Below are 22210 nucleotides of genomic sequence, written 5' to 3' on the forward strand. Positions count from 1 at the left end.
ATTGGTTAATTATTTATGGTTTTTGATTACTTATTGAATAATTCTGAAATCTCTTTTTCGACAGGATGCGATGTTTTAAAATCATATCCAAGTAGTTTTGCCAAAGTTTGGGCAAATTGTTTTTGGTAGAATTGAGCTTCTGTCTTGATTTCTCCTTTTGGAGCAATTTCTGGTCCCATTGCAGCAAACCAAATTTCAGATGCGCCAGGAACATCGGCACCATGATCTGTCCATTGCGCTTTTACTTTGTCGCCACGGCCATGATCTACAGTAATAAATAAGGTAGTTTTGTTTTTGTATTGAGGATCATTTTGGATGAAATTCCAGATTTCCTGAATCCATTTGTCAACTTGATTTGCTGCATCTAAATAAGATCTGTAATCTCCATGATGTGCCCATTCATCCGTTTCTCCATAGGCAATATATAAGACTTTTGGTTTTTTTGTTTTAAGCTCATCTAATGCCTGATAATGTGTAAAAACGTCTAAACATTCAGATTCATGAAAAGGCTTAAACGAATTATCGCGCATTTCGTTCAATAATTTTTGAGAAGCAGTTGGTTTATTTCCGCCAACTTTATCAAAAGCAGAAATGACAGGAAAACCACTTCTTTCTTCATTTAAAATTCTGTCAAAAGCGTCCCACGCGCCAAAAGCAGCTACTTTTCCTTTAAATTTAGATTGCTGATTTAGAAATTCTAAAATATTGACATTTGGATTGGCTTTATAACCATTTGAGTTGACTTTTAAATCAACATTTCCAGTCATAATTTCGCTATATCCAGGATAACTAAACCAATAAGGATTGGCAACATCAACTTTGTTTCCTAAATCTCTATTGCCATAAATTTGACCTTTTGAAGCAATTTCTGACCAGAAAAAAGGCATTAATTTTTTTCGTGCTTCTTTGATATCGGCATCAGCATATTTTTTATAAATATAAGCGCTGTCTCCTTGATTGAATTTTTTGTCGTTTGCAATTGCGGGATCAATTCCTTTAAAAACTTCCTGCCATCTAAAACCGTCTGTAGTGATGATAATGATGTTTTCTGTTTTTTGTGCTAAAGATTTACAGCTCAATAATATGAACAGAATTAAAATTGCTTTTTTCATTTTTAATTAGTTTGAAATTTCATGAATTATATTTCAAAACTAATTAATTTTATTAAGCAATTTTTACGGAATGTCGTAATGTAACTATAAATTAATAAAAGATGAAAAGAAGCCTTTTATTCTGTGTCGTTAAACGAATTAACCTTAAAAATGAGTTGCAGTTTTATAGGTTTTTTTCTTGAATTTGGATAGCTTTCAGAATTGATTCTTTGTTCAAACACTTTCATAATATCCAAATCTAAATCGTCTCTAACGGCGTATTGAATTTCATTTTTTTTCTCTTTTAATTCAATCTCCACCATTATTTTTCCAGATTTCTGAGAGTCTTTAAATAATTGTTCGAAGATTTCACTAGTTTTTGCAATGATCAATTGGATATCTTCTACAGAACTATTTTCAACTATTTCTTCATCAGAATTTAAAAGAATTAGTTTTTCGAGTTTGGTTTCTTTGCTTCCTTTTGATAGAGAATCAACTACTTCGCCATTTTGGTACATTACAACAGGCGAATTATTAAGATTGTCAACAGTTCCAGATCTTGGTGCTTCATCTAACCATAATAATTTTAAATTTTTCTTTAAAAGGTTTAAAATATAATTATGTTCTTTTGTTTCAACAATTAACAACGGTTCTTCAATATCAAAAGAGATTACAGACCAATAATAATTTAACTCTTCTGGGGTTGCTTTTCTTATTTTATAATCGTTTGCAACTTCCTTTTTAAACTCATCCCAAATAATTTTAGATTCGTCAAAATCTTGACTCGTTTTACCTTCTAATATTAAATTGTCAACATGAAACTGTACTTTTCTGCCTTCTATTTTTTTGAGGTTTTCATTCTCTTTATATCTTTTCCATAAAACGGGTCCAATTATAAGATGATCTTGTACTATTTTATAATCAGGATTATCGGATAAATTATCGGCAATTAATTTTTTGGCTTTTTCGAGAGTTTTAACGCTTATATAATTATAAACGACACCTTTTGGAATTGTTATTTCTTCAACTTTTTGAGCATGAGATAGAAAACTAAAAAAAGCGAATGCAAAAAGTAATGTTTTTTTCATTTAGAGTTTTTAAAATTAATTATTTATAGTTTACTAAAACATTTTAAAAGCTTTATAAAATTCCTCTAGATTTAATTTCCAAGTATTTATTAATAGCGTCTAAAGTCAAATTTTCTGGTTGTGTTAAAACCGAATGGATTCCATATTTTTTTAGTTCGTTTACAATTAGTCGTTTTTCGAACATGAATTTTTCTGCGATTACTTTGTCATAAACCTCCTGAAGCGTATTTGTTTTTTTATTTATGATGCTGTTCAATTCAGTATTGCTAAAGAAAACCACAACCAATAAATGGCTTTTTGCAATTCCTTTTAAATAAGGTAATTGTCTGTTTAAGCCGTCCATTGTTTCAAAATTAGTGTACAGAATAATTAAACTTCTTTGATTGATATTTTTCTTGATATCAACATAAAGTCTGCTGTAATCGCTTTCAAAAAAATCGGTTTTGATATTGTATAAAGTCTCTAGAATTTTTTGCATTTGAGAACCTCTTCTTTCTGCAAAAACTCTATTTTCAACTTTTTTAGAAAAAGAAAAAAGTCCGGCTTTGTCCTGTTTTTTGAGAATGACATTCGACAAAACTAAAGCAGAATTTATCGCATAATCCAACAAAGCCAATCCGTCAAAAGGCATTTGCATAACACGGCCTTTATCTATTGCCATGTAAACAGATTGCGATTTTTCGTCCTGAAACTGATTGACCATCAAAGAGTTTCTTTTCGCAGTCGCTTTCCAGTTTAGTGTTCTTAAATCGTCACCTTGAACATATTCTTTAATCTGCTCAAATTCCATTGTATGCCCAATTCGGCGTATTTTCTTGATTCCGTATTGAAACAGATTATTCGAAAAAGCAATTAAATCGTATTTCCTTAATTGAATATAAGATGGATAAGTTGGAACCATCTGATTTTTATCAAAAATAAATCTTCTCGAAATTAGTTTTAAAGGCGAAGAAACATAAATATTTAAAGCGCCAAATAAATATTCACCGCGTTCCGTCGGACGCAATTCATAGCTGATTTCTTTTTGTGTCGCGGCATCAATTGTTTTTAAAATCTTAAAATCGCGAACTTGAAATTGAAACGGGATTTCATCGATAATTTTAATTAAAACAGAAAAATTATAATGATTTTTTAAACTGATTTTTATCGGATTTAAATCTCCATTTGATAATTTTTCGGGTGTAATTCTTTCTGCTTCAATCCCCGTTTTGACAGTATATAACAATAAAATATCGATTCCTAAAAAAGTCACTAATCCTAAAACTAGAAGCCAAACTGCATTGTAAATATTTGGAAAAATAAAAGCGCAGACAAAAAGTCCTATAATGCCTAAAAGCACATAGAAAAAGAAATTATTTAGATATAGACTTTTTATGAATTTCATTTTTTTGTTTTGAGTTTCAAGTTTCAGGTTTCAAGTTTCAAGTTTTACTCATTAACAATTCACCATTTACAATTAACAATTATCTTGGTATTTCTACCGTTTCAATAATCTGTTTAATAATTTCTGAGCTTGTAATACCTTCCATTTCACGTTCTGGAGTTACAATAACACGGTGTTGCAAAACTGGAGTTGCTGCTTCTTTAATATCTTCTGGCGTAACAAAATCGCGTCCGCGTATAGCTGCAAAACCTTTAGCCGCATTTAAAATTGCAATTGAGGCACGAGGAGACGCTCCTAAATATAAAAAGGCATTTTCGCGAGTATTTACTACAATTCGGGCAATGTATTCCAGTAGATTTTGTTCAACTCTAATTTGTTTTACCAAACCTTGATATTGTCTGATTTCTTCAGAAGAAAGTATTGTTTTTATTGCCTCTAATTTATCGTGGTTTTGTAAAGTATGTTCTCTCTGAATAATTAAAATTTCTTCATTCAATTTTGGATAATCAATACTAATTTTAAAAAGAAAACGGTCTAATTGCGCTTCAGGTAAACGGTAAGTTCCTTCTTGTTCAATTGGGTTTTGAGTTGCAATAACCAAAAAAGGCGCGTCTAATTGATATTCAGAACCGTCAATTGTAATTTGACGTTCTTCCATAACTTCAAAAAGTGCGGCTTGCGTTTTTGCCGGCGCACGGTTTATTTCGTCAATTAGAATTAAATTAGAAAAAATTGGACCTTTTTTAAATTCAAATTCTGAACTTTTCAAATTATAAATAGAAGTTCCCAAAATATCAGACGGCATCAAATCTGGCGTAAACTGTATTCTGCTAAAACCAATATTTAAGGTTTTAGATAATAATTTGGCAGTAATTGTTTTAGCAACTCCAGGAACACCTTCAAGAAGAACGTGACCGTTTGATAAAATAGCAACCAAAAGCTGATCGACCATTTTGTGCTGTCCAACAATTACGGTTTCAATTTCTTTTTTAATTGTGTTTACGTGATCTAAAAGCGGCCCTAAATTAATTCGGGTTTCAAAATTCACATTTTCGTTAGTGATTTCGTTTGCATTTGTATTGATATCGTCCATAATTTGGTCTATTTTTTATTTTTATTTTACTACAGATTAAGAGGATTAAAAATGATTTTTATAGAATGAATTAATCTGTGTTAATCATTTTAATCTGTGGCTTATATTTTTAATTAGTGCAAAATCTTTTCAATTGCGGTATTTATTCGCAGCAAATCTTCTTCAAGACTTCCGTGATAACTATTTCTATGATTGTTAATTAAAGAAACAAGTTCTTCAATATCTTTTTCGTCTTTTCCGGTTTTGTAATGTAATTTTTTTATAAAATCATCATTCAGTTTTGTTGTATCTATTAAAAAGTCAGTTCTAATTTTTTCTAGAAAATAAATGATTTTTTTGTCAATTAAATTGGTGTGATCACCTTCTTGATAATATAAATTTCCGATCGTTTTGGTAAAATCGACCGTTAAATTTTCTAATGGTTTAATAATCGGAACGACGCGTTGTTTTCGTTTTGCATTAAAAATCATAAAAATTAAAATACCAAATAAACCTAAAAACCAAGCCGATTTTAGAGGCGGCTGACTCATAATATAACGAAGAGGAGAACCCGAAATTCGTTCGTCTTTAGGTTCTTTATTGTACCAAAAAACATCTCCTTTTGAAAAATAAGACAATACATTTTCAGCATACTTATAATGGTCTTTTTTCAGCAAAGTGTAATTGGTAAAAGCTACTGGCTGTGTATGCAAATAAAAATATCCGTTTTTATAAGGAACCTCAATAAAGTTAATCTGTTTATTTTTTTTATTGTTTTGATATCCTAAAACAGTTGTATTTAAGGTATCAATTTTAGAAAAATAATCATTTAAGCCAGAGTTTAAAGTATATTTTTTATTGCTTAATTTTTTGTTTGCCAACCATGTTACAACGCTATCTGCGGGAGGAAAATCGGCTTGTGTGCGAACTTTTAAAGAATCAAGCAACAAGCTCGGAAATTCTTTCATGCTCAAAAAAGCTTTATTTCCGTGCGAAACAAAATATAAAATCTCTATCATCGATCGATCATCAATATTATTCACTTCAGAAATATTGATGAAATTACCTTTCACTTTATAATTTTCTACATCTTTCGAATCATCATATTCAGAATCTAAGTATTCGTATGCCGTTTCGGTTGAAATTCTTTTTATTTTTTGATTCTTAAAAAAGCGATTTGCTTCTTGATCAAAAACATAAAGACCAAACGGAATTTTGTCGTTTACAGAATAAGTCGGAGTCCAATCGATTGGTTTTGGCTGTCCTTTGTCTATCAACAGAATAAAACCAAAAAGCAAAACCAAAAACGCAATGTATATTTTAATATTTCTATCCATTGCCAAAGGTTTTTAAAGCTTGTTTGAATCTGTTTTCTGTGCTATTAAATCTAATATCGTCAATTTCAAATTCGCCGTACCAGATGTAATTGTATAAGTAGGAGAGATAAGTAAACTCTTCTTTATGAGCTGTTTGCTGTAATTCGTACAAATAATCAGAATTGGTTTTTTCGATATCCCATTCTATATAATTATGCTGAGCCATAACTTTTAAAAGCCAAAGATAATAGTAGCGAATGGCAGCTCTTTTTTCGCCGTTCTGAATACTTTCTTTAATAAGCTTTTCGAAATCTAAAAGATGAATGTTTTTTTCGGCATCAGAATAAAATATGGTCTTTTTATCCGATTTCCCAAAAATCCATTTTCCTTCTTGATTGGATATGTTTTTAGCAATAAAATAAACAACAATAACAACCACCAAAATGGCAATAATTCGAAATAAAATCACAACAAAGTTTAATGAAGTCTGTGCACTTTCAAAATGAAAAAGGTTTGCAAATAGTTTTGCGAGCCATTCTTTAAAAAGATCCCACCAGTTTTTTTCTGGAGTTTGATATTCATAAATAAAATCCGAACCAGTATATTTTTTCTTAAAATTTTTATCAAAATGTTTGGCTTCAATTGTTGAGGCATCAATCTGAATATCTTTTTCAGAAAATTTTATTCCAGATACTTTTGGAGGTTCTTCGTATACAGCAGTACTGTCTTGAGCCATTGAAACGCCAAAGCAAAAAAGAAAAGATAAAATAAATAAGAATCTTGTCATTACTTGGGTTTAAAGATTTTTGGCTGTTAAAGAATGTATTTTTTTGTGCACGATAAAAGGGTAGATCAAATAATAAAACGAAATGAGACTTAAAGTAGCCAAAATAATAAAAATGCTTAACCAAATTGGCATATCAAGAGAATATCTTGTGATAAAACCTTCTAGAAATCCTGCGCTTATTGTAAAAGGAAAAGTACTCAAGAATATTTTGAAACTGTTTTTAAACCCGATTTTGAACGAATTTAAGCGTGAAAAAGTTTTCGGAAAAAGAATCGAAGCTCCCAAAATAAATCCAGTTGCAGTTTCGATTACAATGGCAAAAATTTCCATCGAACCATGAATCCAAATTCCTCTTACACTTTTCCAAAAAACGCCATGTTCGTAGAAAAAGTATTGAAAAGAACCTAGCATAATACAGTTTTGCAAAAAAATATAAAAAGTGCCAAGTCCGGCAATTATGCCATAGAAATAGCATTTTGCGCCTACATGTAAGTTGTTGACCGTAATTCCAATAAAACTTCCCCAATTGCTGCCAGAACCGTAAACCGCCATCGGATTACCTTTTTTGATATTTGCCAAAGACATATTTACATATTCGTCGCCCATAATAAGCCTAACAAAATCTTGATCATATCGAGCCGAAAGAACACCAATGCCAACAGTTATAAAAAATAAAGCAAAAGCGTAGTATAAATACCTTCTGTATTCGTAAACCAGCAAAGGAACTTCAATTTTAAAAAACTCAACAATTTGATTTCTATCCGTGCGCTTTGTTTTGTAAATCTTTTGATAAATCTGCGAAGCAAGATGATTTAAATAGACAACCGTTTTACTTTTAGGATAATACGTTTGGGCATAAGATAAATCATTCATCATTTGAATGTACAAATTAGCTAATTCATCAGGATTTTTTTTAGCTTTACCGAAAATTGCCAGCTCAAATTCGAGCCATTTTTCTTTGTTTTGTTTTATAAAGGCGATTTCTCTCATTGTTGGCTAAAATATAAAATATGTCAGAATTATCTATTAATACGACACAAAATGTTAAAATAAATTTTATTGCCGCTACAGTAGGCGAGCGATTAGGGGCATTCTTTATCGATTTGTTCATTATGATCTCTTATGCCACGGCGCTTTCGATAATTCTTTTCAGTTGGTTAAAACTTGATAAATTGATGACTGATTTAGACGGATGGTCTAGAGGAGCTATTTTTATCATTTTGTATTCGCCGCTAATTGTTTATTCTTTAGCTCTCGAAAGTATTTTTGAAGGACAATCGTTAGGAAAAAGAGTTGTTAAAATTAAAGTGGTAAAAATTGATGGTTATCAGGCAGGTTTTGGAGATTATCTGGTGCGTTGGTTTTTTAGAGTAATTGACTTTTTTAGCTTTTTCGGTCTTCCAGGAATAATTGCAGTGATTACCAGTAAAAATGCACAGCGCTTAGGCGATATGGCGGCAGGAACGGCGGTAATAACATTAAAAAATAAAATCAATATCAGTCATACTATTTTAGAAGAAATAGACGATGCTTATGTTCCGACTTATCCTTTGGTAATCAAGCTTTCAGATAATGATATGCGTATTATTAAAGAAACTTTTCAAAAAGCTGAAGCCAAAAACGATCATGAAATTATCTATAAATTGGTCGCGAAAATTGAAGCTGTAACCGGAATTAAAAACCAATCTGGAAACAATAGCGATTTTATTCGAGTAATTTTAAAAGATTATAATTTCTACACACAACATATGTAAGCTTTTTTTTAGATATCGAAAAAGTTCTTTAGGTTTTGATGATATTTTTTTATATTTAACATGTTATTAATTAGTGGGTTAATTTTAAAAAGTAAAACATGAGAAATTCAAAGGCTTTGTTTACCGCATTAATGTTTTTTATCACTCTTTTCAACTTCGCTCAAGGCGGAAAAAAATTAGATAAAATCATAAAAAGAGATTATCAGATTATTGAATGTACGATTTCAAAAATGTCTGATAACACCGTAGAATATTCTCTTCCTGGAGAAACGCTTCAAATTTCAATTGATATTTCGAAAATTGCCAGAATTGATTTCGCAAGCGGAAGATCTCAAACTTTTGATGTTTCTCAAAATAATTCAGAACCAACTTCAAGTCAAACCATAAGCGCTCAAGATGTTAAGCCAAATACCATCGCGGTACTGCCAGTTCCTTATGTTAATTCTGATACGCAAGAAGCTTCTGAAGATATGGCAAAATTTGCGCAGAATGATTTGTATAACAAATTGTTAGATAAATCTTCAAATATATTTCCACTGACCGTTCAAGATTTAAGAACCACAAATAGTTTATTGCATAAAGCCGGAATCGATTACAAAAATATTGATGAAACACCAATTGAAGATCTCGAAAAAATATTAGGAGTTGATAATATTGTTGCCACAAAAGTATCGTATACTATTGGAACAACTTCAACGGCAACAACTTATAATAGCGGAAATGCCAAAGTGAGCAATAATAACAAAAAAGTAACAACAAGCGACGTTTCGACAACAACAGCAAACAACCAGAGTTACTACTATTACACGGTTTACTTTGATATGTATAAAAATAAAGACAAAATCTATTCGCAAACCCGTAAACCATTTTTAGCCGTAAAAGACAGTTGGATGGAATCTGTTTCTTATTTATTAAAAAGAAGTCCGATTTACACTAAGAAATAATATAATGGTCGATAACAAGTTTAGATCAAAAATCGATATTTTTCTTGTACTTTTTTTAGCATTGATATTAGGCGGCGCGCTCGTGCGACTTTTATTAGATGCTAATTGGAAAGCAAGTATGATTTTAATTTTTCAGATTGCTTTTATTACGCATTTATTTTATACAACTTTTTACAGTATTAAAAATAAAACATTAGTTATAAAAAGCGGTTTCATTGTCAATACTTCTCTGGATATTTCGAGTATTACCAAAATTTCTGAGACTAATAGTATTTGGAGCGCTCCAGCTATTTCTTTTGATCGTTTAGAAATTTTGTACAATAAAAACAAAACCATTTTAATCTCTCCCAAAGAAAAAACAAAATTTCTTGAAGAAATAAAAAGAATAAATCCTGAAATAGAAATAGTACTAAAAAAATAGGAAGAATACTAAAAACTCTGCACCTTTGTACCTTTACCTCTTTGTAACTTAAGAAAAATGTTTCATTTACTAGATATTATTGGGACAATGGCTTTTGCTATGTCGGGCGCTTTAACAGCAATGCATAAAAAACTAGATCCGTTTGGGGTTTTTATCATTGCATTTGTAACGGCTGTAGGAGGAGGAACGCTTCGTGATGTTCTTATCGGAAGAACTCCAGTTGGTTGGATGCGCGATATGCAATATGTATATGTAATTATTTTAGGTTTTTTTCTAGCTATTATTTTTAGAAAAAGATTTGATAAACTTAGAACTTCTCTATTTTTATTTGATACTATCGGACTTGGAGTTTTTACTTTAATTGGTCTTGAAAGAGGAATTCTAACTGGACTTCATCCCGCGATTTGCATTGCTTTAGGAACAATGACTGCTTGTTTTGGCGGAGTAATTCGAGATATTTTATGCAATGAGATTCCGAATGTTTTTAGGGAAGAAATTTATGCTACAATTTGTATTTTCGGCGGAATTGTATTTTTTGGTTTAAGAAAATTAAATTTAGACGACGATATTTTATATTTAGTTACTTCCTTAATTATTATCTTAATTAGATTAATGGCAGTAAAATACAAATGGCATTTAAAAGCATTTGACCATAAATAATCTAGAAATGTATACCATAAAAAAATACCATCAAGACGATTATTTAATCTGGAACGATTTTGTCGCCCAATCCAAAAATGCTACTTTTTTATTTCATCGCGATTTTATGGAATATCATAAAGATCGTTTTGAAGATTTTTCGCTTTTAATTTTTGAAGAAGATAAATTGAGAGCAATTCTTCCTGCTAATAAAAGAGACAATTCTGTTTATTCTCATCAAGGTTTAACTTATGGAGGTTTGGTTTTTTTATCAAAAATGAAAGCAGAAAAAATAGAATCAATTTTAGATGAAATTTTACTTTTTTTGAAAGAAAATCAAATTGAAACCTTTTTTTATAAGCCAGTTCCTAGTTTTTATTTTTTGGAAGGAAATAAAGAAATGGACTTTTTTCTGTTGAAAAGAGGAGCTGTTTTAGAACAAAAAGAAATGAATTTGGCAGTTAATTTGTCAGTTCCTTTGAAAATTTCCAAAAGTAAAATGAAACATTTCAGAAGAATTGAAAATCTGGATTTAGATATTATTGAAGAAGAAAGTTTCGATCCATTTTGGGAAAATATTTTACAACCAAGACTATTAGAGAAGTTTGGTGTAAAACCAGTTCATTCTAAAGAAGAAATCACACTTTTGCAATCGAAATTCCCTAAAAATATCAAGCAATATTCTGCCTACAGAAATGATGAAATTATTGCAGGAATTACGATTTTTGAAACGGAAAATTGTGTTAAATCTCAGTATGGTGCTACTTCTAAAAAAGGGGAAAAATTTAGAGCATTAGACTTTTTATTTATTAATCTAATTTATAAATATAAAAAAGAAGGCAAGTGTTTTTTTGATATGGGAATTGTAGATGACGAAAATGAATCAGGTTATAATTTCGGGCTTATAAAACAAAAAGAAGAATTAGGCTGTTCAGTTTATAATCAAGATTTTTATAAAATAAATTTAATGTAATACTAATTGAATTTCTATAAAAAAATAATTCAAACCAGTTTGTTTAAGATTACTTCTTTAAACAGTTTTAGTGTTGTTTTAAAAATCGGAATAGGATTAATTACGTCAAAAATATTAGCCATTTTCGTTGGTCCAAGCGGAATGGCTTTGGTTGGAAATCTTCGTAATTTTTTAACTTCATTAGAAAATATATCAACTTTAGGTTTCCAGAACGGAATTGTGAAATATACGGCTGAAAATGAAAAAAATAAGAATGAACTTCAAAAAATAGTTTCGACTGTTTTGATAAGTTTGGTTTTTTTGACGCTATTTTTAAGCGGAATTTTATTTTTTACGGCTTCGTTTTGGAATGAGAGAATCTTTGGAAATAACACCGAATATTTACTAGTTTTTAAAGTTCTAGCATTGGTTTTACCAACTTACGGACTTTCAATTTTCTTGATTGCTGTAATTAACGGTTTAGGAAAATTTCAAAAAGTAATTTGGATCAATATTATTGGAAATATTATAGGTTTATTAATTTCCATTTTTTTCATTTTACAATTTAAAACCATTGGAGCTTTATTGGCAATTGTAATTGCTCCCGCTTTATTATTTGTTATTACACTTTATTTGGTGCAAAAGGAAATTCAATTTCTTCAATTCGTTAAATTTAATTTATTTGATTTTAAAATTCTAAAAAACCTTTCGTCTTATTCCTTAATGGCGTTGGTTTCATCTGTTTTGGGGCCTTTTATCTTTCTCGCAATCCGAAACCATATTATTCAATATTTAGGAATCGAACAAGCTGGATATTGGGAAACCATAACGAGAATTTCTTCCTATTATTTAATGTTTGTGAGTACTATTTTAAGTGTTTATTTTTTGCCAAGATTATCAAAATTTCAAAATAATTTAGAAACAAAAAACGTTTTTTGGCAGTTTTACAAATACATTCTTCCCGTTTTTATTTTGGGTTTAACGATTATTTATTTCGGAAGATTTTTAATAGTTGAGATGCTTTTTACAAAAGAATTTTTACCCGTAACCGATTTGTTTTTCTGGCAACTTTTAGGAGATATTTTTAAAGTTTGCGCGCTTATTTTAGGACTTCAGTTTTTTGCTAAAAAAATGACTTCAGCTTTTATAATTACCGAATTATTTTCGCTTTCCGTATTATATTTTTCAAGTTTATATTTTACGAAACTATTTCAGATTGAAGGCGTTGTGATAGCATACGCTTTTCAGAATTTTATTTATTTAGTAGTTCTTTCTTTATATTTTAGAAAAAGTCTGTTCTAGTTTTCATTCCATTTTTGAATATACTTTTCGGCAATTTTTATATAATCGTGATGCTCTTCAATAAATGTTCTTGCACGTTTTGATATCGTAATAATTTCATTTGGATTTTCTATTAAAAAGGACAATTCTTTTACCAGATAATCTACATCTGGAATGGCATTTATGCAGACTTTTTCAGAAAGATTATAGTGTTTACTAAATTCAGATTCAGCGCCAGTAAAAACAACTTTTCCTTTCGCCATTGCTTCTAACGCATTGTAACCTTGATCGTAAGCGTAAACCATATCCAATAGAATATGACAGCTTTTGTATAAATTAATATATTCAGAATAAGGAACGCTTCGAACTGTAATAACTTCCACTTTTTTAGCGTATTTTTCTTCAATTATTTTTAAAGCTTTTTCAAAATAATCGTTTCCTTTTTTCAAATAATTATCATTGTTGATGCCATGAAAAATGACAATTCTATCAATAATTTCAAGCGGTTTAAAGGAAAGTTTTTCAATATTAATCGGATTCGGAATCAATCCTAAATATTTCTCATTTCCTCGAAGCGGAATATGATAATCTAAATCTGAAGCAATGATTCCTCTGCAATTTTCATAAATAAACTGATGCAGTCCGATAAATTTTTTTTCACGGAATTTCAACGCATTTCCAAAAGATTTTCGATCAATTTTATGATTAAAATATAAAGGGAAAACAGATTTAAAATCAGGATTTTCAAAGCAATATTTCACATTTAAATAATCGTAGCCGCAGCTCAGTAAAAATAATTTTTGATTGTTTTTTAATAAATAAGAAATGATTTTTTTTTCGTAGAAAGGCGTACAGTAAAAACTATTTTCGTTAATAAGCTGCACAATATCAAAACCAGAACATTGTTTTTTGAATTTTAGAAATTGGCGAAAAGTCAAATAAGAGCTGATATCAAAACCGGAAATTTTGAATACAGCAATTTTTATTTTTTTCAAGAAACCCGAATCCCATTTTTTTTGAATAGGAAAATCAACAGGAAAATTTTTAAAACCGTCGTTGAGACCAATAATAAAAACTTCATGACCTAAAGCCTTAAGACCTTCTTTTAAAGAATTATGCAAATGGCTGAATTCGCCTACCAATAAAACTTTCATTTATGTGTATATTTGACAAATATATTTACTTTTTCGGTCAAAACATGAATAAAAAGAAAGTTGCTATTGTTTCAAATTCTTTAGGAAAAGGTGGAGCAGAACGTTTTGCAGCTTTGCTGACTTTTATGTTAGAAAATACTGGTTTTGAAGTTCATTCAATTATAGTAAATAATGTTGTAGATTATTCATATACAGGAACTTTATTTAATTTAGAGAAAGAAAGTTCGAAATCATTTCCTTTCTACAGAAAAATCAAAAAAGGCATTTTATTACAGCGTTATTTAAATCAAAATAATATCGAAATTGTTATTGATAGCAGATCGAGAAATGTTTTGTTGAGAGAATTAATAACCCGATTTATTTACCGAAACATAAAAATATTTTACATCGTTCACAGTTATAATTTTAAGAATTATTTCCCTGATTCAAAATTCTGGGCAAGAACGATTTACAAAAATGCTGAAGCTTTAGTTTGTGTATCAAAAGCGATTGAAGAAAAAGTAAATCAGTTTTTAGAATTAAAGAATACGACAACAATTTATAATCCTTTTTTTATTCCTGAAACAGAAGTTAAAAATGCTATTTTAGAAACTCAAAAAGTGATTTTGTATTTTGGAAGATTTGATGAAAAAGTTAAAAACTTCAGCTTGTTATTAGAAGCTTTTTCGCAATCTGAAATTTTTTCGAAAGGATACAAACTTCGTTTGCTGGGCGAAGGAAATGATCTGAACTTCATTAAACAAAAAATAAAAAGTTTGAATCTACAGAATTACGTCGAAATTTTCCCGTTTAAAAACAATCCTTATAAAGAAGTTCGAGAAGCTAAATTTGCAATTCTGACAAGCAATTATGAAGGTTTTCCGTTATCAATTGTAGAATCATTAGCTTTAGGAACTCCCGTAATTGCTGTAGATTGCAATTCTGGACCAAGAGAAATAATCAAAAATGAATTTAACGGATTGTTGGTGGAAAATCATAATCCAAAAGCTTTGGCACAAGCAATAAATAGATTTGGAGATGATGATGAATTATATGATTTTTGTAAAAAGAATGCTTCAAAAAGTGTTGTACATTTGACTTTAAATACAATTTCAGAACAATGGAAAAATCTTCTCAACAAGCCAAAATGACAACAAATCAGGATGTTCAATTATTAGAAATTCCTAAAATTGAAGATCGAAGAGGAAATCTTTCTGTTATTGAAGGAAGCACGATTCCGTTTGTTTCTAAAAGAGTGTATTATTTGTACGATGTACCAAGCGGAAGCAAGCGTGGCGGGCACGCACATATTGAGCAGCAAGAATTTTTAATTCCGCTTAGCGGTAGTTTTGATGTAGTTTTAAAAGACGGAAAAACCATTAAAACGGTAACGCTCAATAAACCAAATGTTGGACTTCTTATAGTTTCGGGAATCTGGCGAGAGCTTAAGAATTTTTCTTCAGGAAGTGTTTGTCTGGTTTTATCTTCGGATGAATTTAGCGAAGAAGATTATATTCGTGAATACAAAAAATTTAGGTTATTTAAAAACGGAGGAACCAAATCCTAAATTTGCTAAAAACGTTTTAAACGAAATTAAGAATCGCAAAAAAGTTGCTGGAAGCTGCAATAAGATTCTTTTTTTTAAGCTAAAATTATTCAAATCTATTGAATTGGAATATTTTATAAAAAGCTCGTTTTCTCCAGCTAATTTGCTTTTTATGGCAAGAGAAAAACGATTTAAATCCAGAAATTTTTTTAAATCTAAATTGGTTTTTTCAGCTTCTTCAAATTTAGAAAAATCCATTTTTTCTTTAATGAATTTAGTGTTTTTAGAAAGGCTTTTAGAATCGTAAACGTAATGGGCTAAAATCTTCCAAGAAAAAACTATAGGATAAATTAATCCAATTCTAATCCATAAATCTGTGTCTTGTCCACTTTTAATTTTGGTGTCGAAGTTTCCAACTTTATCAAAAACAGATTTATGAAAAACGGCGCACGAAGTACACAGAACGGTTTCTTTTAAACTGGCTTTAAAATAATTTACAATTTCAAAATCGTCGTTTGTTTTTGAAATGGAATATTGTGCTGGAATAGTTTTTTTTGAAGTATCAAATTCAATTGCAGCAGAAAATACTTTTTGATCTGGAACTTTAGAAATAAGAGAAAACATCGTTTCTAAAAAAGTTGGATACCAATAATCGTCTGCGTCGAGAAACGTTATAAAATCAGAAGAAGCTTTTTCAATTCCGTAATTTCTGGCCGTTGAAGCGCCTTCGTTTTTTTTGATATAATATTGAATTCTGGAATCTTTAAATTGCAGTATTTTTTCTTCGCTTTTGTCTGTAGAACCGTCATTAACAACAATAATCTCAAAATCATGAAAAGTTTGCTCTAGAATACTTTGTATCGTATTTTCGATAAAATTTTCTTTGTTGTATAATGGAATTATGATAGAAAAAAACGCCATTTATTTTCTTTTTAAGAAACAATAATAACCTAATTTGTAAATGTCAAACAGAAAAAGAGATGGTTTTTCTGAAAGTAAATTCCGTTCTATTTTTTTTTCTGATTTTTTAAAAATAAAATAAAAAAAAGAAAGCAACTTTAATCTTTTTAATTTTTCGAACGAAGCAATAATTCTACTTTGATTTTGGGATATTTTGTTGGCTTTGTTTAAAAAAGCTAAATTTTCTAATGCAGTTTTTGTTTTGTTTAAAAACAAATCAGAAGTTTCTAAATTAAGATGAAAAACTGGATTTTCAATATGTTTAGTTTCAATTTTTTGTGATTTTAAAACACTAAAAAAAAGTAAATCTTCATAACCATATTTTGTCAAAGTTTCATCAAAAGGAAAACGAATAAGAATTTCTTTTTTGATTAATAAATTCGAAACCAAAGCAAAATCAGAATGGTTTTTAATTCTTTCCGATAAACTTATTGCTTCTCTTTCTTTGCCATAAATCCAACGTAAAAGTAATTCTTTTGATGGTTTTTGATTTTCATACAAAAGTCCGCCAAAAACTACTTTTCCATTTTTGTTTATCTCCGAAATATAATTTTCAATAAATTGATTATGAGCAGGAATTACGTCTGCATCTAAAAAAAGAAGATTTTCGAAACTTGCTTTTTTCGCTAATAAATTTCGAATGGCGCTTCGTCCAATATTTCTTTCTAAAGAAACTAAAGAACAATTTTCAAATTGATTAACTTCTTGATTTTCTTTTATAAAAATGTTAGAAGCATCATCGTAACAAAGAATTTCAAATTTAATTCCGAAAGAAATGCACTGTTTTTGAAGTTCGCTTATAAGCGGTAAAACAGCATAATTGTAAACCGGAATTAAAATGGAAAGCATTACACGCTTTTTTGCACGACTTCGAAGATTCTTTCATCTTCGCATTTCAATGTTTTAGAAGGGAATTTCATCAACAATGCATAATCGTGAGTTGCCATAATAATGGTTTTTCCAGCGGCATTGATGGCTTTTAATACTTCTAAAACTTCAGAACTTGTCTGTGGATCAAGGTTTCCTGTAGGTTCATCTGCCAAGATAAATTCAGGATCATTTAGAAGCGCTCTTGCAATTGCAACACGCTGCTGTTCTCCTCCAGAAAGCTGGTGAGGCATTTTATTTACGAAGTCTTTCATACCAACTTTATCCAAAACTTCATCAATTTTGTGTTGCATGGCTTCTTTTTCGACCCATCCTGTAGCTCTTAAAACAAAAAGCATATTGTCTTTGATAGAACGGTCTGGAAGTAGTTTAAAGTCTTGAAATACGATTCCGATTTTACGTCTTAAATACGGAATGTCGTTTTCTTTTAATGTTGCCAAATCAAATTCAACAATATGTCCTTCTCCTTCAACTAATGGTAAATCAGCGTATAAAGTTTTTAAGAAACTACTTTTTCCAGAACCAGTTTTTCCGATGATATAAATAAATTCACCATGATTAACATCCAAATTAATATGAGATATAATTTTTCTTCCTTCTTGATATATAGTTACTTCTTTAAGAGATAGTACGGTTTGTGACATAATAAATTGATTTGAATGGTAAAAGTAATAAGATAACGTATGTATTCAAAATAAATTTGAAAAATTAAACCATATAAGTGATATAAGTTCATTTTAAATAATTATGAATTAAGTTTTCCAACTTATAATAGCTTGTATGTCTTATATGGTTTTTGAATTTATTTATTTTTTTGAAAGTTTGAGTACCAATAAATTGAAGTTTATTGAACAATAAAATCACAGCTATTTCTTAAATTGTTCATAATAAAACTGCGAAACGTTTCGTTATAAAGCGTATAAAATGATACATTTGAATACTAAATATTTTGAAAATGCGTAAACTTTCCTGGTTCTTTTTATTCCAAATTATCCTTATTTCGACGACAGTTTCGGCACAAAAATCAGCTATCTATACATACGATTTAAAGGATTTTGACAAAGCACTGGCTTTATATAATGACAAACAATATGCTTCGGCGCAGCTTATTTTTGAAAAGGTTAAAAATAATGCTACGACAGAAGAAATTCAGTCAGATTGTGCTTATTATATTGCCAATTGTGCCATAAGAACCAACAAAGCAAATGCCGATGCTTTAATGGAAAAATTTGTTAATGATTATCCAACCAGCACAAAGCAAAATCAGGCTTATATAGAAGCTGCCCAATATTTTTTCGAACAAGGAAATTATCCGAAAGCATTGCAATGGTTTGATAAAGTTGACGAAAGTTACATGAGTAAAGCTGAGTCTGATAAGTTTAACTTCATGAAAGGTTACAGCTATTTTAATGCTAAAAAGAAAAAAGAAGCGACCAATTATTTTAATAAAGTGGTAAATTCTAAAGAATATGGTTCTCAAGCCAAGTATTATTTAGGGTTTATGGCTTATGAAGGCGACGATTATAAGGAAGCAACAAAATATTTTGACGAAGTTTCGGGAGAAGAAAAGTATAAAGAGAAACTTTCATACTACCAAGCCGATATGAACTTCAAGCTTGGTAATTTCCAAAAAGCAATTGATTTGGGGCAAGTTGCCATGAACAAATCTAACGATATTGAAAAATCGGAACTGAATAAAATTATTGGAGAGAGTTACTTTAATTTGAAACAATATGGAAAAGCAATTCCGTATTTAGAGCAATATGCAGGTAAAAAAGGAAAATGGAATAATACCGATTTTTATCAATTAGGTTATGCTTATTATGAGCAGAAAAACTACGAAAAAGCCATTTCTCAGTTCAATAAAATTATCGAAGGAAAAGATTTCGTGGCGCAAAATGCCTATTACCATTTAGGTTTAAGTTATCTGAATATTGGTAAAAAACAAGAAGCTTTAAATGCTTTTAAGAATGCTTCAGAAATGGATTTTAATGCGCAGATTCAAGAAGATGCCGCTTTAAATTATGCCAAATTGAGTTACGATATCGGAAATGCGTATCAAGCAGTTCCTGGAATTTTATTGGATTTCTTGAAAAAATATCCAAATAATTCAAGCCGTGCAGAAGTAGAAAAATTATTGGTTGACTCTTATATTTCTTCTAAAAACTACAAAGAAGCTTTAACATTATTAGAAAAAAATAGAACCGCTGAAAATAAAGCAGCTTACCAAAAAGTGCTTTTTTACCGTGGTTTAGAATTGTATAACGAATCTAATTATCAAGAAGCGGGCAAAATGTTTAAAAGCGCTATTAGCGAACAAAAAACTCCTGAATTTACAGCTCGCGCAACTTTTTGGAAAGCAGAAACAGAATATCTAAATGATGATATGCAGAATGCTTTGTTAACTTACAAGCAATTTGCTGGAATGGCCGCGGCAAAATCTACAGATGAATATAAAAACATCAATTATAATATTGGTTACACGTATTTTAAATTGAAAGAATACGACCAGGCGGCAAATTCTTTTCAAGCTCAGATTGATAATTCTCCGTCAGACAAAGTTCGTTTAAATGATTCTTATTTGCGTTTGGGAGATTCTCGTTTTGTGACTTCAAAATACAGCGCAGCAAATGAAGCATACGGAAAAGCAATTGCCGCGAGAGGCGTTGATGCTGATTATGCGCAGTTTCAAAAAGCACTTTCTTACGGATTCATGTCAAATAATACGAAAAAAGTTGATGAATTGAACAATTTCCTTCAGATGTATAAAAAGTCATCTTATCGTGACGATGCTTTGTTCGAATTAGGAAATACTTATGTTGCTGAAAAGAAAAACGATCAAGCTTTAAAAACTTACGATCAGTTAATTTCAGAATTTCAAAATGGAACATTCACTTCAAAAGCAATCTTAAAACAAGGTTTGATTTATTATAACTCAGATCGTGATCAACAAGCTTTAACGAAATTTAAAAAAGTAGCAGCAGAATTCCCAAAAACTCCAGAAGCTTTAGAAGCGGTTGCAACTGCAAGATTGATTTATGTTGATTCAGGAAAAGTTGACGAATATGCAACTTGGGTAAGAACTTTAGATTTTGTTGAAGTTTCAGATGCTGAATTGGATAACGATACATATGACGCTGCATTTAAACAATACAGTCAAAATAATAGTAAAACTGCGATTACAGGTTTTGGAGGTTATATTGCAAAGTTCCCGAACGGAATACATGCGTTAGAATCTAATTTTTACTTGGCACAGCTTTATTACGCTGAAGGTTCTGAAACGAAATCTATTGCTAATTATCAGTTTGTAATCGACCAGCCAAGAAATGAATTTACGGAACAAGCTTTAAACAGATTGGCTCAGATTTATCTAAAAACAAAAGATTGTGATAAAGCAATTCCGGTTTTAGTGCGTTTGGATAGTGAAGCGGATTATCCTCAAAATAAAAACTTTGCACAAGCGAATTTGATGAAATGTTATTATGACAAAAAAGATTATGACAATTCGGTTATTGCTGCAGATAAAGTTTTAGAAAATTCAAAAGCTGATGCAGGTGTAAAGGCCGATGCGCAGATTATTGTGGCGAGAGCAGCAATTCAAACCGGAAATGAAGACAAAGCGAAAACGGCTTATGCTAAATTGTTGACTACTTCAAAAGGAGAATTAGCAGCAGAAGCGTTGTATTATGATGCTTATTTCAAAACGAAAGAAGGAAAGTATGAAGCTTCAAATACTGCTGTTCAGAAATTAGCAAAAAGCTATTCGGCTTACAAATATTACGGAGCAAAAGGCTTGGTGTTAATGGCGAAAAATTTCTACGGTTTAAAAGATAGTTACCAAGCGACATATATTTTAGATAACGTAATTAACAATTTTACAGATTATCCAGATGTTGTTGAAGAAGCTAAAAAAGAATTGAGTGCTATAAAATCGGAAGAATCAAAAACGAATTCGTCGATTAATAGATAAGAAATTGTAGAAGAAAGAGGCAAGAAGCAAGATTGAAAAGTCTTTCATCTTTCATCTTGGTTCTATTCTCTAAGAAAAAAGAAAAAAATGAGTTTACCTTTTTATATAGTTGATGTTTTTGCCGATAAAAAATATGCTGGAAATCAGTTGGCGGTTTTTATGGATGCGGAAAATCTTAGTACAGAACAAATGCAGCAGATTGCTCGCGAGATTAATTTTGCAGAAAGCACATTTGTTACCAAACTAGATAGAGAAAATAATAAAGCTGAAATTAGAATATTCACTCCAGCGCACGAAATGCAGTTTGCGGGACATCCAATCATCGGAACTTCTTGGGTTTTGATGAATAAGATTTTTGAAAATGCTCCAAATGAAATCAAACTTGAAGTTCCGATTGGACCAATTGCGATTCATAAATCAGAAGATTTGATTTGGTTAAAAGCGGCTCAGCCAAAATTTTGGGATGTTTTTGCAAAAGAAGATTTTCCGTCTTTCAGCAACTTGACAATTGATGATTTTGATAATCAATATTTGATACAAGAAGTGACAACAGGAAGTGCGTTTGTAATTGTTCCGTTAAACAGCAAAAGAGCCTTAGAAAATTTGGTTTTAGATAAAGATAAAACCGATAAATGGCTGAAACAGCATTGTAAAACAGATCACAGAGGATTGTATTTTTATAGTTTTGAAGATTCGAAACTGACAACCAGAATGTTATGTGTGGAAAATAATCAATTGGTTGAAGATGCCGCAACAGGAAGCGCAAGTACATGTTTGCAGGCGTATCTTTTAAAATATCATTCTTCTGAAATTGAAGTGACAAATCATCAGGGAGATTACATTGGTCGTCCGTCTGAAATTTATTTTAAAGGGAAACTAGAAAATGATCATTTTGATATTAATATTGGAGGAAAAGCTCAGTTTGTAGCCAAAGGCGAATGGGAAGTTTAGGTTTTAGAAAAAGTAGAAAGAATCAAGAATAAA

Annotated in this window: 21 protein-coding genes; 10 read left to right on the forward strand and 11 right to left on the reverse strand. The window is 30.3% G+C overall.

The annotated features are described in order from the left end of the window. Positions 1 to 26: 26 nt before the first annotated feature. The 7 genes from NYQ10_RS10860 to NYQ10_RS10890 form a co-directional block, all read right to left on the reverse strand. Positions 27 to 1112 (reverse strand): phosphoglyceromutase, encoded by a 1086-nt coding sequence (locus NYQ10_RS10860; RefSeq protein ID WP_289880755.1) that lies wholly within the window; start codon positions 1110 to 1112, stop codon positions 27 to 29. A gap of 116 nt (positions 1113 to 1228) precedes the next feature. Next, positions 1229 to 2179, reverse strand: coding sequence for a hypothetical protein (locus tag NYQ10_RS10865; RefSeq protein ID WP_289880757.1), 951 nt, complete (start codon positions 2177 to 2179; stop codon positions 1229 to 1231). 52 nt (positions 2180 to 2231) lie between these two features. Further along, positions 2232 to 3563: a DUF58 domain-containing protein gene (locus tag NYQ10_RS10870; RefSeq protein WP_289880759.1), complete on the reverse strand. Its 1332-nt coding sequence runs from the start codon at positions 3561 to 3563 to the stop codon at positions 2232 to 2234. 79 nt (positions 3564 to 3642) lie between these two features. Beyond that, the gene (locus NYQ10_RS10875) at positions 3643 to 4656 is read right to left on the reverse strand and encodes an AAA family ATPase (protein WP_289880761.1); all 1014 of its coding nucleotides are present in this window, start codon (positions 4654 to 4656) and stop codon (positions 3643 to 3645) included. Positions 4657 to 4769: 113 nt separating this feature from the next. Further along, complete coding sequence (locus NYQ10_RS10880) at positions 4770 to 5972, reverse strand: DUF4350 domain-containing protein (protein ID WP_289880764.1); 1203 nt, start codon at positions 5970 to 5972, stop codon at positions 4770 to 4772. Continuing rightward, positions 5965 to 6738 (reverse strand): DUF4129 domain-containing protein, encoded by a 774-nt coding sequence (locus NYQ10_RS10885; RefSeq protein WP_289880765.1) that lies wholly within the window; start codon positions 6736 to 6738, stop codon positions 5965 to 5967. Before NYQ10_RS10885 ends, NYQ10_RS10880 begins: the two co-directional genes overlap by 8 nt. A gap of 9 nt (positions 6739 to 6747) precedes the next feature. After that, a complete protein-coding gene (locus NYQ10_RS10890) occupies positions 6748 to 7728 on the reverse strand; it encodes a stage II sporulation protein M (RefSeq protein WP_289880767.1) in 981 nt (326 codons plus the stop codon). Between the two features lie 20 nt (positions 7729 to 7748). Here NYQ10_RS10890 and NYQ10_RS10895 point away from each other — a divergent pair, with 20 nt between their 5' ends. From NYQ10_RS10895 to NYQ10_RS10920, 6 genes are all read left to right on the forward strand, one after another. Next, a complete protein-coding gene (locus tag NYQ10_RS10895; protein WP_276174549.1) occupies positions 7749 to 8492 on the forward strand; it encodes an RDD family protein in 744 nt (247 codons plus the stop codon). A 98-nt stretch (positions 8493 to 8590) separates the two neighbouring features. Continuing rightward, on the forward strand, positions 8591 to 9436 hold the full coding sequence (locus NYQ10_RS10900) for a hypothetical protein (RefSeq protein WP_289880769.1): 846 nt from the start codon (positions 8591 to 8593) through the stop codon (positions 9434 to 9436). Positions 9437 to 9440: 4 nt separating this feature from the next. After that, positions 9441 to 9857, forward strand: coding sequence for a PH domain-containing protein (locus NYQ10_RS10905; protein WP_289880771.1), 417 nt, complete (start codon positions 9441 to 9443; stop codon positions 9855 to 9857). Positions 9858 to 9914: 57 nt separating this feature from the next. After that, a complete protein-coding gene (locus NYQ10_RS10910; protein WP_289880772.1) occupies positions 9915 to 10517 on the forward strand; it encodes a trimeric intracellular cation channel family protein in 603 nt (200 codons plus the stop codon). A 7-nt stretch (positions 10518 to 10524) separates the two neighbouring features. Continuing rightward, positions 10525 to 11469: a FemAB family protein gene (locus NYQ10_RS10915; protein ID WP_289880774.1), complete on the forward strand. Its 945-nt coding sequence runs from the start codon at positions 10525 to 10527 to the stop codon at positions 11467 to 11469. A 6-nt stretch (positions 11470 to 11475) separates the two neighbouring features. After that, positions 11476 to 12750: an O-antigen translocase gene (locus tag NYQ10_RS10920; RefSeq protein ID WP_289880776.1), complete on the forward strand. Its 1275-nt coding sequence runs from the start codon at positions 11476 to 11478 to the stop codon at positions 12748 to 12750. Here NYQ10_RS10920 and NYQ10_RS10925 read toward each other — a convergent pair. Next, positions 12747 to 13883: a glycosyltransferase gene (locus NYQ10_RS10925; RefSeq protein ID WP_289880778.1), complete on the reverse strand. Its 1137-nt coding sequence runs from the start codon at positions 13881 to 13883 to the stop codon at positions 12747 to 12749. The two genes, NYQ10_RS10920 and NYQ10_RS10925, sit on opposite strands and share 4 nt — an antisense overlap. A gap of 44 nt (positions 13884 to 13927) precedes the next feature. Here NYQ10_RS10925 and NYQ10_RS10930 point away from each other — a divergent pair, with 44 nt between their 5' ends. Further along, complete coding sequence (locus NYQ10_RS10930) at positions 13928 to 15013, forward strand: glycosyltransferase (RefSeq protein ID WP_289880780.1); 1086 nt, start codon at positions 13928 to 13930, stop codon at positions 15011 to 15013. After that, positions 14983 to 15429 (forward strand): sugar 3,4-ketoisomerase, encoded by a 447-nt coding sequence (locus NYQ10_RS10935; protein WP_289880782.1) that lies wholly within the window; start codon positions 14983 to 14985, stop codon positions 15427 to 15429. The genes NYQ10_RS10930 and NYQ10_RS10935 overlap by 31 nt, the downstream gene beginning before the upstream one ends. Here NYQ10_RS10935 and NYQ10_RS10940 read toward each other — a convergent pair. From NYQ10_RS10940 to NYQ10_RS10950, 3 genes are read right to left on the reverse strand one after another with little or no spacing between them, the layout of a single operon-like run. After that, complete coding sequence (locus NYQ10_RS10940) at positions 15400 to 16329, reverse strand: glycosyltransferase family 2 protein (protein ID WP_289880785.1); 930 nt, start codon at positions 16327 to 16329, stop codon at positions 15400 to 15402. The two genes, NYQ10_RS10935 and NYQ10_RS10940, sit on opposite strands and share 30 nt — an antisense overlap. After that, a complete protein-coding gene (locus NYQ10_RS10945; protein ID WP_289880787.1) occupies positions 16330 to 17217 on the reverse strand; it encodes a glycosyltransferase family 2 protein in 888 nt (295 codons plus the stop codon). It lies immediately after the preceding gene. Further along, positions 17217 to 17900, reverse strand: a complete 684-nt coding sequence (locus tag NYQ10_RS10950) for a cell division ATP-binding protein FtsE (protein WP_229352645.1) — start codon at positions 17898 to 17900, stop codon at positions 17217 to 17219. The genes NYQ10_RS10945 and NYQ10_RS10950 overlap by 1 nt, the downstream gene beginning before the upstream one ends. Before the next feature lie 311 nt (positions 17901 to 18211). On the opposite strand from NYQ10_RS10950, the gene NYQ10_RS10955 reads away from it, so the two are divergent. Further along, positions 18212 to 21226, forward strand: coding sequence for a tetratricopeptide repeat protein (locus tag NYQ10_RS10955; protein ID WP_289880790.1), 3015 nt, complete (start codon positions 18212 to 18214; stop codon positions 21224 to 21226). 87 nt (positions 21227 to 21313) lie between these two features. Beyond that, entirely contained in the window at positions 21314 to 22177 is an 864-nt protein-coding gene (locus NYQ10_RS10960) for a PhzF family phenazine biosynthesis protein (RefSeq protein WP_289880792.1), read from the forward strand. Positions 22178 to 22210: the final 33 nt, after the last annotated feature.

This window comes from Flavobacterium johnsoniae (genome assembly GCF_030388325.1).
GTDB lineage: Bacteria > Bacteroidota > Bacteroidia > Flavobacteriales > Flavobacteriaceae > Flavobacterium > Flavobacterium johnsoniae_C.